The organism is Guyparkeria sp. (assembly GCF_046545975.1).
In the GTDB taxonomy this organism is placed as follows: Bacteria; Pseudomonadota; Gammaproteobacteria; order Halothiobacillales; family Halothiobacillaceae; genus Guyparkeria.
In genome coordinates, this window is sequence record NZ_JBKGYT010000013.1 from 1 (window position 1) to 15,247 (window position 15,247).

A 15,247-nucleotide genomic window follows, 5' to 3' on the forward strand; every position below is an offset into this window, starting at 1 on the left:
CCCTCGCGCAATCCCGCCACCGGGGGCACCGGACTGGGCCTGACCATCGCCCGCGAAATCGCCCGCGGACACGGGGGCGATATCCGGCTGGCCAATCACGACGACGGGCTGACCGTCACCGTGACCCTGCCGCGCGCCCCGATCCCAGCGAGCGGGGACCTCGAAGAACCGTCATGAATCGCCTCCGGCGATCGTGCAGGGTTTCCTTCAGAGACTGCGCAGGAACGTCAGCAGCGCCTCGCGCTCCTCGGCGGTCATCCGGCGGAAGGACTCGCGGGCCGGCTCGGCCTCGCCGCCGTGCCAGAGGATCGCCTCGGCCAGCCCGCGGGCGCGCCCGTCGTGCAGGTAGAAGCGGTGTCCGGTGACCAGCTCGTTCAGCCCGATGCCCCAGAGCGGCGGGGTCCGCCACTCGCGCCCGGTCGCCTCGAAGTCGCCCCGTCCGTCGGCCAGTCCCTCGCCCATGTCGTGCAGCAGGAAATCCGAGTACGGCGCGATCTCGCGGTTCGACAGCAGCTCGATGCCGTCCGGGTGCTCGCCGGTGGCCACCTTCGGCCGGTGACAGGCCGCGCAGCCGGCCTGCTCGAACAGCCGCTCGCCGCGCCGGACCTCGGGGTTGTCGACGAATCGCCGCGACGGCACGGCCAGGGCCTGGGTGTAGAAGGTCACGTCCCCCAGGATGCGTTCGCCGGCCTCGGGATCGGGGCGCCCGGTCCGGCTGTCCCAGCCCAGCTCGGGGTCGTCATCGGCCCCGTCCCGGTTGACCCTCGCGCCCTCGGACTCCGTGGGGAACACGGTGTTGGTCACGCCCATGTCCTGGTGATAGGCACCCGCGTTCTGCTGGCGCAGCGAGGGGTTGTTGGCCTTCAGGCCGATCCGGCCGATGACCCGCTCGCCGCTCTCGACGTCGAGCACCCGGTTGACCCGCCCGCTGATGCCGTCGCCGTCGGCATCGTCCGGGTCGGCCCAGCGACGCAGGGTCTCCGCGTCGATCGCCTCGATGTAGCCGCGCCCGTGGATCGGTGGCGCGACCCGCGGCGAGATCTGGATGTCCTCGACGGTGTAGCCGGCCTCGGCCAGTGCCTCGGGATCGGCCAGATCCTCCAGTTCGAACTCGGGCCAGCGCAGCTCGTAGGGGGTACCGTCCGCATACTCTCCTGTCTTCGTGCGCCAACGCACCGTGACATCCGCCTCGGGCACCGCCCCGTCCACCGCCTGCTGCTGGAGTTGCGTGCCCATGCCCGGCACCGGGATCGGCCCGGTCTCGGGGTCGTTGCCCACGCTCACGCGCAGGAACATCGACTCGGTATCCGCGAGATTGCTGCGACCGTCCGCCGGATGGGGTGGCGGCGCGCCCCGCGAGTCGCGGGGATGACAGGCCTCGCAGCTCGAGGCGTTGAACACCGGCCCCAGCCCGGGACGAATGGCATTACCGCTGGAGACGAACGGCGTCTCGAAGTCGGCATCCCCGCGGGTAAAGCGGGCCACGTCCTCGTCCGACAGCCCCGGCAGCGGATGCGAGAATGCGTTGCTGGTGGCCGAATCGACCGTCACCGGCGGACGCTCCCCGGCCTGCCCCGCCACGGCGAACGCCACGACCGACGGCAGCAACAGCCAGCGCAGGCCAGGACCGCGGCCCACGATGCGCCCTCCTCGATACGAACGCCTCATGTCGCCCTTCCTCACTCGAGGGCAGCGGCCAGTCGCGCCCGCAGGTCACTCACGGCATCGACCGCCGCGCTGACCTGTTTTTCATGAACCGGCTTGCCGTCGGCGACCACCTCGGCGAAGGCGAGTTGCCCGCTGGCATCGGCGCTCTCTCCGATCGCCTCGATCCACCCCAAGGCCACCAGCAAGGCCCGGTCGACCGCCTCGACGTCCGCGTCGTTCGCCGCGGCCAGTGCCCGCAACCCGTGACCGGAATCGACACCGTCGAGCGAGCCGAGCCAGAGGTTGCGGATGCCCGTGACGTTGTTGTGCATGTCGGCGCGGGTATTGCGCGCGTAAGGGGACTCCACGCCGTCCGGGCGGCCCGATTCGAGCGGTTCGCCCAGCTTGGCGGCGGCCAGCTCGTCGGCGATCGCGTCCATGCCCTCGGCCAGCTCCTGCAATGCGCCCCGCACGGCCGGGTACAGCCGCGAGTCTGGCGTGCCCGCCGCGCCAAGCTGACGTGCGTGGCCGTCGTCGCCCTGCCAGGCGGCGGCCATGGCCGTGGCGTGGTCGTTCAGGTCGCCGCTCAGCGAGACCAGCAGGGTGCGCTGGCGCGGGGCGTCCGCCAGGCGGTTCGCGGCCGTATCGGCGGACTCGCGTCCCTCGTCCACCGGCTGCTGCCAGAGGAGGTATTCGATGGCATGGAAGCCCTTTGTGTCGCCGTCGAGCCCATCCACCGCCGCGCTATCCAGCGGGGCGTTGCCGTCGATCAGCCCGTCGAGCTCGCGCAGGTCGATCGGCCAGGAGTCCATGGCCGGGTCGTGACCGTCAGTATCCACCGGACCGAACAGGTGCGCCTCGCCGGTCTCCCAGTCGGCACGCGCCGCCCGCCAGGCCGCCCGGGCGGCGATCACGTTCTCGGCGACGGGGTCCTCCTCGAGTGCGGCCAGTCGCGCCTCGAGCCGCTCCGTGGCGTCGGCCAGGCGGGCATAGTTGCGGGCGATGACGTGCGTGGCGGTGTGGTCCAGCACGGCCTTTGCATCCATGTCGCCGGACGCTGCCTGCACGGACGGCACACCCAGCGCCAGCCCGCAGGCGAGCGTCAGGGTGGCGAGGCGGAAGGACTTCGGGTTTCGGGTCATGTCGTTCATGCGATGTTCCTCGTAATGCGATGGTGCCGGTCGGGAGGCGCTCAGAAGGTGACGGCGAGCTGCGTGGTGAAGGTGCCGGCCGACTCGCCGGTGCCGCCGTCGGCCACGGCGTAGTCCTCGTCAGCGGCGTATTCGAAGGAAAGTGCGGTGCGCGGGAAGATCTCGACCGAGAGCGCGGCGATCACGCGGCTTTCCGGCAATTCGAGGGCCAGGGCCTCGTCGGTACCCTGGTAGCCAATGCCGGCGCGGGCCGGCCGGCCGATCAGGTCGAAACCGTAGCTCGCCTCGACATTCCAGGCGGCCGGCCGGGCTCCGTCGCCGTCGAAGGCCAGTTCGGCGGCGTCGAAGGAATCGCTGGCGGTGAGGTACTCGCCCACCAGCATCGCCTCGCCGAGACCGAGCGTGGCACTGGCGGTCCAGGCGCCGACCTCGTCGGTGCTTTCCTCGATGGTTCCCTCGATGGCATCGGACTCGCCCAGGCTGTTCATGTAGCCGGCGGACAGTGCCAGTTCGGCTTCGCCGACGTTGCCCGCCCAGCCGGCGGTCGCACCGACGTTGTCCACCTGGTTCTGGTCGTCGAGGTCACCGTTGAAGGCGTAGACCTGGGCATTGAAGCCGCCCTGGCCGACACCCGCGGCGATCGCGGTCTCGCGGGTCTCGCCCAGTTCGAGGGTGAGCGGGTCGGAGACCATGGCGGTCTCGTACACGCCGAACGGCACGTAGAACTGGCCGGCACGCGCCGACCAGACGCCCTCCTCCGAGCCGAGCATGACGCTCGCCGTGTCGATCTCCAGCGGGGTGTCGTTCTCCTCGTAGAGCGTCGAGACCTCGGCGGTGATCCACTCGTTGATCGCCGCCTCGAGACCCAACGCCCCGGTGGCAAGCACGATGTCGCTCTCGTCGCTGCCAGTGAAGGGGCTTGCCTGATAGGCCTCCACCTCGACGGCGCCGCCGACGTTCACCTGCGGGTAGCGCTCCGACTCGTCGACCTTGTCGTCCACCGGCTGGGCCATGGCCGCCTGAGAGACCATGGCGAGGGATACGGCGGCCGCCAGCCGACCGTGATGCGTGATCCGTTTCATGTCCATTCCTCGATGTCCCTGGGTCCGGGAGGACCCGTTGCATTCGAGGGCTGGCTGGCGACGGCTGGCTTGCCCCGTTCTATCGTCGGAGCAGGACGAACACCTGCTCCATGAGCAAGCATCTTAAATGCGAATCGTTCCTAGTTCAACTCGTATTCGTTTCGGTATTCGCAGTGCCTGCCGGGCCGGTTTGCCGGGTGGCGCTTTCAGACAGGCGGCCCATCGGGCAGCACGGGGAAGGAAGGATCGAAAAGGCAGGTCAGTCGTCGGTCGGAGCGCCGCTGCGCTTGCGGTGTGGCCCGTAGATGGCGGCCAGTGCCAGCACGATGCCGGAGACCGTGGCGATCATGCCCGCGGCGCTCACCGCGTCGTCGGCACCGAACCAGAGCGGGCCGTGGCCGGCAAGCACGTAACCGATCACCGCGGAGAACACGGCGAAGGCCACCGACCAGAGCACCTGTACTTCCAGGCGATTGGTCATCAGGCGGGCGGCGGCCGGCGGGCAGATGAACATGGCGATGACAATGATCGAGCCGACCGCATCGAAGGCCGCCACCGCGGCCACGGCGGCCACGATCACCAGAGCCAGGCCGAGGGCGTTTGTGCGCATGCCGAGCACGCGGGCAAACCCCTCGTCGAAGGTGGAGATCTTCAGCGGGCGCCAGAAGAGCAGCGTGAAGAGCAGGACACCCAGGCAGACGATGGCGATGCGCGGCAGTTCGGGCGGCAGGCCCGCGAGGGCCGCCGGGTCGAGCAGGGACCCCCAGCCCTCGGCCTCCACCCAGATCAGGCTCTCGAGGTTCCCGTACAGTGCGTGCTCGACGTCCAGGTGCACCGAGGAAGTGTCGGACTGCTCGAGCAGCAGCACGCCGGCGGCGAACAGCGCGGTAAAGGCCACGCCCATCGCCGCACCCGGCTCGATGCGGCCCAGGCGCCTGATCGCCTCGATCAGGATGACGGCCACGATGGCCGCCCCCGCCGCGCCCAGCATCATGGGAATCGAGCCGACCACCCCGGTGAGCAGGAACGCCACCACGATCCCCGGCAGCACCACGTGGCTGATCGCGTCCCCGATCAGGGCCTGTCGGCGCAGCACGAGGAAATTGCCCGGCAAGGCGCAGGCGATAGCGGCAAGCACCCCGATCAGCAGCGGCACGAGCGAGAGCATGACGAATTCGCTTCCCATCACGCGCTCACCCCGCAATCCCCTGCGATCCGTCGGTCGATGTCACGGATCTCGTCATCGGTCAGCCATTGTTCGATCGGCGTGAGCCCGTCGTAGCGGGCCGCCACGGATTCATGCGAGTGCAGTCGACGCGCGATCGCCCAGCGCGCCTCGTCACGGCAGGCCTTCGCCGCTCTCGCACGGCCCTTCTCCGTCGCCACGCCGTCGGGACGGGCAAGGCCTTCACGCACCAGGAGGGACAGGGTGAATCGCTCGTAGATCGGCTGGTCCTGAGCCAGCGACAGCAACCCCTGGCGCAGGTGGATCCGCCGCTGCTGGCGCCGGTGGCGCATGGCGGCCGCCACCACGCCGCGTCCCGGCGCGAGCAGCAGCGAGAGCACGAACAGCGCGAAGGCGGTGAGCACGATGATCGGTCCGGTCGGCAGCGCCGGGGCGGTCGCGGAGATGGCAGCGCCGACGAAGCCGGCCAGCCCGCCGACCAGCCCGGCGATCCAGACGACGCGCTCGGTCCGATCGGTCCAGAAACGGGCGGTCACCGGCGGAATGATGAGCAGGGCGACGATCAGCACCAGGCCGACCACCTTGAGGCCGATGATGGTCACCGCCAGCACCAGCCCCATCATCGCGAGATCGACATGGCGGACATTGACGCCGGCGGAGGCCGCGAAGCCCGGGTCGAACGCCACCATGGTCATGGGACGGCGCAGGACATACACCAGCGAGACCGCGATCGCCCCGCCCACGGCGATCAGCACCGCATCGCTGTAGACCATGCCCGCGGTCGCCCCGAGCAGCAGCTCCTCCAGTCCCGCCTGGCGCCCGATCGACATCGTCTGGATCACCGTGAGCAGCACCACACCGAAGCCGAAGAACACGGAAAGCACGGCGCCGATCGCCGCATCCTCGGCCAGGCGGGTGTGGCGGGTCAGCCAGTGCATCGCCAGCAGGCCCACGGCGGCGCTGAAGGCCGCGCCGACCAGCAGGCCGGCGAGATTCCGTCCCTCCCCACCGAGGGCCACCATCACGATGAACGCCAGCCCCACGCCGGGAAGGGTCGAGTGGCTGATGGCATCGGATACCAGCGCGCGCTTGCGCAGGAACAGGAAGGTGCCGGATGCCCCGGCGGCCAGCCCCAGCAGGCCGGCGCCGACGGCTACCAGGGTGGCGTTGTAGCCGAGCTGGAGGGTAAGGGCCTCGAGCAGCATCAGTGGCCACCGAGCTGAAGCTGGTCGATCTGTGCGGTGGCCAGGCGGCCGCCGTAGGCACGCTGCAGGTTGTCCTCGGTGAAGGCCTCGGCCACGGGCCCCTCGGCCACCTTGCGGACATTGATCAGCAGGACATGGTCGAAGTAGTCGTTGACCGTGGAGAGGTCATGGTGGACGACCACCACGGTACGGCCCTCGGCCTGCAGCGACTTGAGCACCTCGACGATGGCCCGCTCGGTAGCGGCGTCCACGCCGGCGAACGGCTCGTCGAGCAGGTACAGGTCGGCCCCCTGTGCCAGTGCACGGGCGAGGAACACCCGCTGCTGCTGCCCGCCGGAAAGCTGGCCGATCTGCCGGTCGGCGAATTCCTTCATCCCCACCCGGTCGAGGCAGTCGAGCGCCCGGGCACGGTGGCGATCACGCACCAGCCCCAACAACCCGAGTTCGCGGGCCATCCCCATCAGCACCACGTCGATCACGCGGGTGGGGAAATCCCAGTCCACCGTGGCACGCTGCGGGACGTAGGCGATCCGGTGACGGGCCCGCGGCAACGGTTCGCCGAAGACCGTCACCGTGCCGGACAGCCGTGGAATGATGCCGAGCGTCGCCTTGAGCGTGGTGGACTTGCCGGCGCCGTTCGGCCCGATGATGGCCGTCATGGAACCCGGCTCCACGGTCATGTCCAGCGAGAACACCGCCGGTTTCTGTCCGTACGCCACCGTCAGCCCACGGACCGCCAGCGGCTTGTCCGCCAGCTCCGGCAGTCGGCGTTTCCCCTGGGCGGCGCTTCTCAGTGCATCAAGCATCCGGTTTCATCCTTTCTCGGCAAGGCACACCACCGGCGACGGGCACGGCGATCATCGGCCCGCCAGGCGGTCCTGCATGCCGCCTGCCGGTGCCTCGCCCCCGAGCGCACGGGTGATCGTGGTGACATTGTGATCGATCATGCCGATATAGGTACCCTCGTAGGAACCGTCCGGCCCCATCGCATCGGAGAACAGCTCCCCGCCAAGCGAGATTTCCTGCCCCCGGGAGGCCGCTCCCTCGATCAGCGCGCGGATGTTGCGGTCGGACACGGAGCTTTCCACGAACACCGCCTGCACGTCACGATCGACCAGCATGTCGACCAGTGCACGGATGCGGGACAGTCCGGCCTCGGATTGCGTCGAGATACCCTGGATGCCGACCACCTCGAAGTCGTACGCACGGCCGAAGTAACCGAAGGCGTCGTGGGCGGTCAGCAGCACCCGGCCCTCGGCGGGCACGGTGGCCGTCGCCTCTCGGGCATAATCGGCCAGGCGGTCGAGCTCGTCGAGATAGGCATCGGCGTTCCTGCGGAAGGTCTCCGCCGACTCCGGTCGCGCCTCGACCAGGGCATCGCGGACGACGAGCACCACCTGCGACCACAACTCGGGATCCATCCAGACATGCGGGTCGTTCCGGTCGTCGTGGTCGGCGTGCGCGAGAAGATCCTGCCTCGGCAGGGATTCCGCCACGGCGACCACGGACTGGCGACGGGCGAGCTTCTCGAGAAAACCCTCCATCTGTGCCTCGAGATACAGGCCGTGCCAGAGCACCAGGTCCGCGCGTGTCATCGCCACGATATCGGACCGCGTCTGGCGATAGCCATGCGGGTCGACGCCGGGGCCCATGAGCGCCCGGACTTCCACCCGGTCGCCACCGACCTCGCGGACCGCGTCGGCGATCATCCCCGTGGTCGCGACCACCTCGAGGCGCTCCCCGGCCTGCGCCGTGCCGAAGAGGCACAGCAGACCGGCCAGCGACATCACCACCGCGCGCCACCACGCAACCAGCGAACCCGTTCCCATTCTCGATTCCCCTTCGTCGCCTCTCCGAGTCCGCGATCGCCCCGTCTGCACATCACGGCCACAGAGAAGAATTAGCCTAATCTAACTTTGCAGGAAAATTACCGCCTGACCCCGCATCGTGTCAATGGGACGGTCGCCATTGCCCGTGGCGAGCGATGGCCCGAGCAATTACATGACGACGTCAGTGGAGATACCGAGGAGACGGGTGGCCGACGACGTCGGCCTTCAGATCCGGGGCTCGCGCACCCGCAGGGCAGCCTGTCCGGTCTCGGTCGACAGGCTGTTGATGATGTGACAGAAGAGTTCGGCGGTCTTCTGCGCATCGTACAGGGCGCCATGCGCCCGGCTGTTGTCCCAGTCGAACCCGGCGGCCGTGACCGCCTTGGCGAGCACGGTCTCGCCGACGGCCACCGCGGCGGCGGTGACCGTGTCCAACGTGGAAAACGGATGGAAGGGATTGCGCTTGTAGCCGGTGCGCTCGCAGGCGGCCTTGACCACGGCGAGGTCGAACGGCGCGTTGTGCCCCACCAGGATCGCGCGACGCGCATTCAGCGCCTTTACCTGGCGCCGGATCGGCCGGAAGAAGGCATCCAGGGCAGCGCGCTCCTCCATCGCCTCGCGCTCGGGATCAGACGGGTCGATGCCATGGATCTTGATCGAGACAGGGTCGACCGCCGTCAGGGCGCTCGGGTGCACCGACACGGCGATCTCCTCGGCGGGATACAGCCGCCCGTGCTCGTCGACGTCCAGCAGCACGGCCGCCAGTTCCAGCAGGGCGTGCCCCTGCGGGTCGAGCCCGCCGGTCTCGACGTCCACGACCACGGGGACGAAGCCGCGAAAGCGGCGCGCGATGTTGGGAGGTTCCTGCTCGGTCCGCTCTGCACTCATGACGGCCGGCTCAGTCCAGTCCCAGACGGCGAGCCCAGGAGGTGACGGTGTTGTGCATCAGCATGGCGATGGTCATCGGCCCGACCCCGCCGGGCACCGGCGTGATGAACCCGGCCCGCTCGGCCGCGGCCTCGAAGTCGACGTCACCGTGCAGCGAGCCGTCCTCGCGCCGATGGATGCCCACGTCGATGACGATGGCCCCGTCCCGGATCCACTCGCCCTTGACCAGCCCGGGCTTGCCCGCAGCCACCACCACCAGGTCCGCACGGCGGACATGAGCGGCCAGATCGTCCGTGAAGCGGTGACAGACCGTCACGGTCGCGCCGGCCAGCAGCAGCTCGAGCGCCATGGGACGGCCGACGATGTTCGATGCCCCCACGACCACCGCCTCCAGGCCGTGCAGGTCGCGGCCGGTTTCCTCGAGCAGGCGCATGACGCCATAGGGCGTGCAGGGACGCAGGCCGGGCCGGCGGATGGCCAGCCGGCCGATGTTCGCCGGGTGGAACCCGTCGACATCCTTGTCAGGGTCGATGCGGTCGATGATCGAGTCGGCGCTCAGGTGCTCGGGCAGCGGCAGTTGCACCAGGATGCCGTCGACCCGCTCGTCGGCATTGAGCTCGTCGACCAGCGCGTCGAGCTCGGCCTGGGTGACCGACTCGTCCAGATCGTGCGAGTACGAGGCGATGCCGAGCTTGGCGCAGGCCTTGCGCTTGTTGGCCACGTACACGGACGAGGCCGGATCCCCGCCCACCTGCACCACGGCCAGCCCGGGTGAACGGTGCCCGCTCTCGGTATGGGCGGCGATCGTCTCGGCCAGCCCGGCGCGCACGGTGGCGCCAACGGCTCGCCCATCAAGGAGTCTTGCAGTCATGGGACATGGTCACGTGCGGGGAAAGGCGTGATTGTCGCATGCACCCCGGACGGACTCAATCAGGCAAGGAGCGAGGGAACCTCTAGGGAGAAGCATCGATAGTAGGGAGGCCGCCCATTCGACGGCAACGGAGCGGAACGCTCGGGTATTGACGGGAAGGCGCGGGTGCCCTGGACGGTCAGGCGGGGACGGTCAGCCGGCGACGTCCGCCGGCAGGAGCATGTCGCGCGCGACGCGACCGTCCCGGGTACGCCGCATCGGCGGCAGGGCGTCGAGGATCTGCCGGCCGTAGCCCTTGGTCTGCAGGCGGGGATCGCAGAGCACCATCACGCCGCGGTCGCCGGTGTCGCGGATCAGGCGCCCCACGCCCTGCTTGAGGGTGATGATCGCCTCGGGCAGGGCCATGTGGACGAACGGCACCAGCCCCTTGTCCTTGAGGCGCTGCTCGCGCGCGGCGCGCACCGGGTCGCCCGGGGCGGCGAAGGGAATGCGATCGATCATCACCAGCGAGAGCGCCTCGCCACGCACGTCCACGCCTTCCCAGAAGCTCTGCGTGCCCAGCAGCACGCCGTTGCCGGCCTGGCGGAACTCGTCGAGCAACGCGGACTTCGAACGCGTGCCCTGCACGAACAGCGGCAGCTCGGTGAGGTGCTTGCCGAGTGTCTCTGCGGCGAGTTTCAGCGCGCGGTGCGAGGTGAACAGCAAAAAGGCTCGGCCACCGCTGGCCTTGAGTAGCGGGTAGACGGCCCGCAACGCGGCCAGCGTGTGTTCGGTGGCCCCGTCGCGGCCCGCCGGCTCGGGCAGGTTCGGCGGGAGATAGAGCACGGCCTGGCTGGCGAAATCGAACGGCGACTCGACCTGCTCGCAGCGGGCATCGTCGAGGTTCATGCGCCGGGTGAAGTGGGAGAAATCCCGGCCGGCGGCCAGGGTTGCCGAGGTCATGATCCACGCCCGCGGGGCCGACTCGACGTGCGACTTGAGCTGCCCGGCGGCGTTGACCGGCGTGGTGTGCAGGGTGAACGAGCGCGTGCGCCGCTCCACCCAGCGCACGGCGTGCCCGTCCGCCTCCGACCGGCCCTCGCGGAACGCCCCCAAGTCATCCCGCAACTGCCGTGCCCGGCCCAGCAGGCTGGCAAGCCCCTTGCCCCGCGGGGCGCCGATCTCCAGTTCGGCGACCAGCCGGTCGAGGGCGGCGGCCAGCTCGTCGAGTCGATCGACCACCCCCTGGTTCTCCGAAAGCTCCGCCCAGGGCAGGCGATCGGCCTCGATGCGCCCCAGCGCCTCGACCACCGGGTCGATCGAGCGCTTGAGCGCCTCGGCGGCATCCAGCAGACCGAGCTGGTCGCGCGCCTCGTGCTTCTGCTCGGTACGGGTGTCCTGTGCCAGTTCGCGCACCTGCCGCGAGCCGACCGACTCGCCGAAGAACATCGAGGCGATCTCGGGGATCTGGTGCGCCTCGTCGAGCACCACTACGTCGGTGTCGGGCAGCAGCTCGGCGAAGCCGGTCTGCCGCAGGGCGAGATCGGCACAGAACAGGTGGTGGTTGATCACCACGATGTCCGCCTTCTGCGCGCGCTCGCGGGCCTTGACCACGAAGCACTCGTCATAGAGGGGGCACTCGCGCCCCAGGCAGTTGTCGTTGGTGGAGGTGACCAGCGGCCAGATGTCGTGATCGTCACCGACCTCGACGCAGTCGGCCCGGTCGCCGTCGAGCGTCCGCTCGCCCCAGTCCCGGATTGCCTGCAGCGCCCGGGCGTCTTCCCGGCGCGGCAGCTGCGCCTGCTCGGTCGCCAGGTCGAGCCGGTACTTGCACAGGTAGTTCGCGCGCCCCTTGAGCAGCGCCACGCGTGTATTGACCCCCAGCAGGTCGCGCAACTGCGGCAGGTCGCGGTCGAACAGCTGGTCCTGCAGGTGCTTGGTGCCGGTGGATATCAGGGCACGCTTGCCCGAGAGCAGTACCGGGGCGAGGTAGCCGAAGGTCTTGCCGACACCAGTGCCGGCCTCGAGCACCAGGGTGTGCTGGTCGGTGATCGCGTCCCGGATCAGCTCGGCCATCCGGCGCTGGCCGGGACGCGGCTGGTAGCCGGAGAACGCCCCGGCCAGCCTGCCCTCCTCGCCGAAGACCTCGTCGAGACCGAGGCGGGCCTGTTCGCTCATGCGGGCAGGCGAATGACGCCGCGGCTGACCGACTCGCTGCCGGCGCGCTCCTCGGCCTCGCGGGCACCGTCCTCGTCCCCCTGGGCCCGGCGTGCCTTGGCCACCAGCTTCCACGCGGCCGACAGCGTGGCGTTGTCCCGGGCGTGCTCGACGGCCCGCAGGGCCAGCTGTTCGGCCTGCTCAGGCTGATCCTGCGCCAGGCGAAGCTGGGCGAGATCGAGCCACAGGCGCGCGTTGTCGGACTCGATCTGGACGGCGCGCTCCAGCGTCGATTGGGCGCCGGCGAGATCTCCCGATTCCCGGCGTTCGTCGGCCTGGCGCACCAGGGCCATGACGGCGGGCGAGGTGCCCGACTCCTCTGCCTCCTCGTCACGCTCGCTGGGCAACTCCTCTTCGTCGAGATCCGGACTCTCCAGCGGAGTGGAACGCACCTCGGGCCTGGGCTCCTCCTTCGGCGCCTCCTTTCTCTCAGGCTCGCTCGATTCGGGCGGCGGTGTCATCGGCGCGCAGGCGGTTACGAGAAACCCGCCCGACAGGAAAACCGCCACGCGAAGGGAAAGACCTCGAAAAAGGAAGTGGCTGATCGGCTTTTTACTGTCCATTACTCGATACCTGAAATGTCTCGGAATTCGCGCTTATCGTAACCCGGCGACCGCCGACGGCGGGAGGCGGAAATCGTCGCGACCGGCTGGGGACACCGCTCAACGGAACCAGTTCCAGATGCCACCGCTCCCCTCGTCGTCGCCTGACCCCCCTTCGCAGTTCCCGGCGCGCTCGGGCAGGTGCGAGGCAATGAACGGCAGGGATTCGCCGGTACAGCGTTCCGGCACGACGAACCGCCGCTCGGAATCGACCTTGGCAAAACGCACTCCCCGCGGCGGAGCCATGTCGCGCGGCTGGTTATCGAGCCGCGCGAATGCCTCGCCCCAAAGCGGCAGCGCCGACGACGATCCGGTCAGGTTGGCCGAACCATCGTCATCGCGCCCCACCCAGATCGCGCCGACGCGGTTGCCGGTGAAACCGGCGAACCAGGCATCGCGGCCGTCGCTGGTGGTTCCGGTCTTGCCCCCCACGCCCACGGAGGGCGAAATCATCTGGTTCAGGCGGGTCGAGGTGCCTTCGGCCACCACCGTCTGCAGCCCGTATTGCAGCAGGTAGAGCGGTTCACGTTCGGCGGCGCGCCGGACGTCGAGCGAATACCTCGACAACGGCTCGCCGTCACGATCGACCACGCTGCGGATGGCGCGCAGCGGTGTCATGAATCCGTCCGCCGAGAGTGTCTGGTACATCTGCGCGACCTCCAGTGGCGTCATGCCCATGGCGCCAAGGAGCATCGACGGGTAGAGCGTTGACGGCCGCGACCCGCCCAACCGCTCGATCGTATCGGCGACCGATTCCAGCCCGACATCCAGCCCAAGTTGCACGGTGGGTATGTTGCGCGAATGGGCCAGTGCCTCGATGAGCGGCGTCGGGCCGTGAAACTCGCCACTGTAGTTCTTCGGCTTCCAGTCCTCCGATCCGGCTTGTGCCACCGAAATCGGCTCGTCGGTGAGCTGGGTGATCAGGTTGTACTCGGCCGGCCGCGACAAGGCTGTCAGATACACCGCCGGCTTGATCAGCGAACCGACCTGACGGCGGGCATCCAGGGCCCGGTCATATCCCTCGTGCTGCGTTTCCCGCCCGCCGATCATCGCCTCGATCTCGCCGGTGCTGACCGATGCGATCACCCCGGCGGTCTGGAGTACACCCTGCTCGAGACCTCGATCGGCTTCGACATCGTCGAGACGGCCCGTGCTCTCCTCCAGCGCCTCCTGCACCCGGGGGCGCAGGGTGGTGAAGATCTTCAGGCCGCGCGTCTTGAGATCGTCCGCGTCGTACTGCTCGGTCAGCTGCCGACGCACCAGGTCGACGAAGGCCGGGTGCCGAGCCCGCGATCCGGCCGCGTCGAGCACGCCCAGCGGCCGTCCCTGCCATTCGGCGCCGGTGGTCGGATCGGTCACGCCCAGGTCGATCATCACGTCGATAACGACATTGCGTCGTGCCAGCGCCCGCTCGGGGTGGCGGCGCGGATTGTAGTAGTTCGCGCCCTTGACCATCCCCACCAGCAGGGCGATCTGTTCGGGCTCGAGCTCGTCGATCGGACGGCCGAAATAGAAGCTCGAGGCCAGACCGAAGCCGTGGATCGCGCGGCCGCCATCCTGCCCCAGGTAGACCTCGTTGAGGTAGGCCTCGAGGATCTTGTCCTTGGGGTAATGCCACTCCATCTCCAGCGACATGATCATCTCGGCGAACTTGCGCCGATAGGTGCGGTCGTGGGTGAGGAAGAGGTTCTTGGCCAGCTGCTGGGTGATGGTGCTACCGCCCTGCACCCGGCCGCCGGAGATCAGGTTGGTGAGAAAGGCGCGCAGGATCGCCGTGGGCACCACGCCATGGTGCTCGTCGAAGGCGCGGTCCTCCACGGCCAGCAGGGTATCGAGCAGCAGGGGCGCCTCCTCCTTGACGTCCTCGATCGCGAGCAGCACCCGATCCTCGGCCCGGTTGGGGTAGAGCGTGCCGATCGAGCGCGGCTCCAGACGCACGATGCCGAGCGATTCGCCGTCCGGGTCGTCGAGCTCGATCACCTGGCCGCCGACGATACGCACATCGACCCGACGCGACGGCTGCTCGCCATCCGGGAAATCGAACGCTCGACGATGGAACGAGACCTGGTTGCCGCGCCGGTGGTACGTTCCGGTTTCGTCGAGGGAATCGGCGGCGACGTAATTGAGTCGCTTCAACGCAGCGGTCAGATCGTCGATGGTCATCGACTGGCCAACGTAGATCTCGTCGGGCGCGGCATAGACGGTCGCCGGCATGGTGAACAACGCACCCTCGAAACGCTCGGTGACCTTCTCGTTGAGATACCAGGCCCAGGCGGCCAGCAGCAGGGTACCGATCAGCGCGCCCGCGAGGACCAGCCTGATCAGCCAGCCCCTGAGCTTTCCACGGAAGGACGGCTGCCGGCGACCGGAACGCCTTGCCCCGCTCCGTCGGGCACTTCCCCGGGATGCGCCGGTCCTCCCGGTCGAGCGGGAATGACGTTTGCTCCCTGCCCTGCTCCTTGCCTTGCTACCCTTGCTGGATGCCACGTCGCGACCACACTGTTACACTTTTGGAATTGACTCCGGCCGCGGCATAACGCGGCCGGAGCGCCAGTCTATCAGTCCCGGAAGACCGGCGGGAGACGAGTAA

13 protein-coding genes are annotated in these 15,247 nt (G+C 68.9%); 1 reads left to right on the forward strand and 12 read right to left on the reverse strand.

The annotated features are described in order from the left end of the window. On the forward strand, window positions 1-177 hold a 177-nt coding region (locus ACLFMY_RS02335; RefSeq protein WP_410762934.1), incomplete at its 5' end, for an ATP-binding protein. Between the two features lie 30 nt (window positions 178-207). Here ACLFMY_RS02335 and ACLFMY_RS02340 read toward each other — a convergent pair. The 12 genes from ACLFMY_RS02340 to mrcB form a co-directional block, all read right to left on the reverse strand. Continuing rightward, window positions 208-1,638, reverse strand: a complete 1,431-nt coding sequence (locus ACLFMY_RS02340) for a di-heme oxidoredictase family protein (protein WP_410762912.1) — start codon at window positions 1,636-1,638, stop codon at window positions 208-210. Window positions 1,639-1,679: 41 nt separating this feature from the next. After that, complete coding sequence (locus ACLFMY_RS02345; protein WP_410762913.1) at window positions 1,680-2,798, reverse strand: imelysin family protein; 1,119 nt, start codon at window positions 2,796-2,798, stop codon at window positions 1,680-1,682. Between the two features lie 41 nt (window positions 2,799-2,839). Beyond that, complete coding sequence (locus ACLFMY_RS02350) at window positions 2,840-3,880, reverse strand: LbtU family siderophore porin (protein WP_410762914.1); 1,041 nt, start codon at window positions 3,878-3,880, stop codon at window positions 2,840-2,842. Between the two features lie 259 nt (window positions 3,881-4,139). Beyond that, window positions 4,140-5,066, reverse strand: coding sequence for a metal ABC transporter permease (locus tag ACLFMY_RS02355; RefSeq protein WP_410762916.1), 927 nt, complete (start codon window positions 5,064-5,066; stop codon window positions 4,140-4,142). After that, window positions 5,066-6,271: a metal ABC transporter permease gene (locus tag ACLFMY_RS02360; protein ID WP_410762917.1), complete on the reverse strand. Its 1,206-nt coding sequence runs from the start codon at window positions 6,269-6,271 to the stop codon at window positions 5,066-5,068. The genes ACLFMY_RS02355 and ACLFMY_RS02360 overlap by 1 nt, the downstream gene beginning before the upstream one ends. Further along, window positions 6,271-7,077, reverse strand: a complete 807-nt coding sequence (locus tag ACLFMY_RS02365) for a metal ABC transporter ATP-binding protein (RefSeq protein WP_410762918.1) — start codon at window positions 7,075-7,077, stop codon at window positions 6,271-6,273. Before ACLFMY_RS02365 ends, ACLFMY_RS02360 begins: the two co-directional genes overlap by 1 nt. A 51-nt stretch (window positions 7,078-7,128) precedes the next feature. Further along, a complete protein-coding gene (locus tag ACLFMY_RS02370) occupies window positions 7,129-8,100 on the reverse strand; it encodes a metal ABC transporter solute-binding protein, Zn/Mn family (protein WP_410762919.1) in 972 nt (323 codons plus the stop codon). Window positions 8,101-8,325: 225 nt separating this feature from the next. Then, window positions 8,326-8,988, reverse strand: coding sequence for a ribonuclease T (gene rnt / locus ACLFMY_RS02375; RefSeq protein WP_410762920.1), 663 nt, complete (start codon window positions 8,986-8,988; stop codon window positions 8,326-8,328). Between the two features lie 10 nt (window positions 8,989-8,998). Further along, window positions 8,999-9,859, reverse strand: coding sequence for a bifunctional methylenetetrahydrofolate dehydrogenase/methenyltetrahydrofolate cyclohydrolase FolD (gene folD, locus ACLFMY_RS02380; RefSeq protein WP_410762921.1), 861 nt, complete (start codon window positions 9,857-9,859; stop codon window positions 8,999-9,001). Between the two features lie 192 nt (window positions 9,860-10,051). Continuing rightward, entirely contained in the window at window positions 10,052-12,016 is a 1,965-nt protein-coding gene (locus tag ACLFMY_RS02385; protein ID WP_410762922.1) for an ATP-dependent DNA helicase, read from the reverse strand. Continuing rightward, complete coding sequence (locus ACLFMY_RS02390; protein WP_410762923.1) at window positions 12,013-12,618, reverse strand: tetratricopeptide repeat protein; 606 nt, start codon at window positions 12,616-12,618, stop codon at window positions 12,013-12,015. Before ACLFMY_RS02390 ends, ACLFMY_RS02385 begins: the two co-directional genes overlap by 4 nt. Before the next feature lie 99 nt (window positions 12,619-12,717). Further along, on the reverse strand, window positions 12,718-15,144 hold the full coding sequence (gene mrcB / locus ACLFMY_RS02395) for a penicillin-binding protein 1B (protein WP_410762924.1): 2,427 nt from the start codon (window positions 15,142-15,144) through the stop codon (window positions 12,718-12,720). Between the last annotated feature and the right edge of the window lie 103 nt (window positions 15,145-15,247).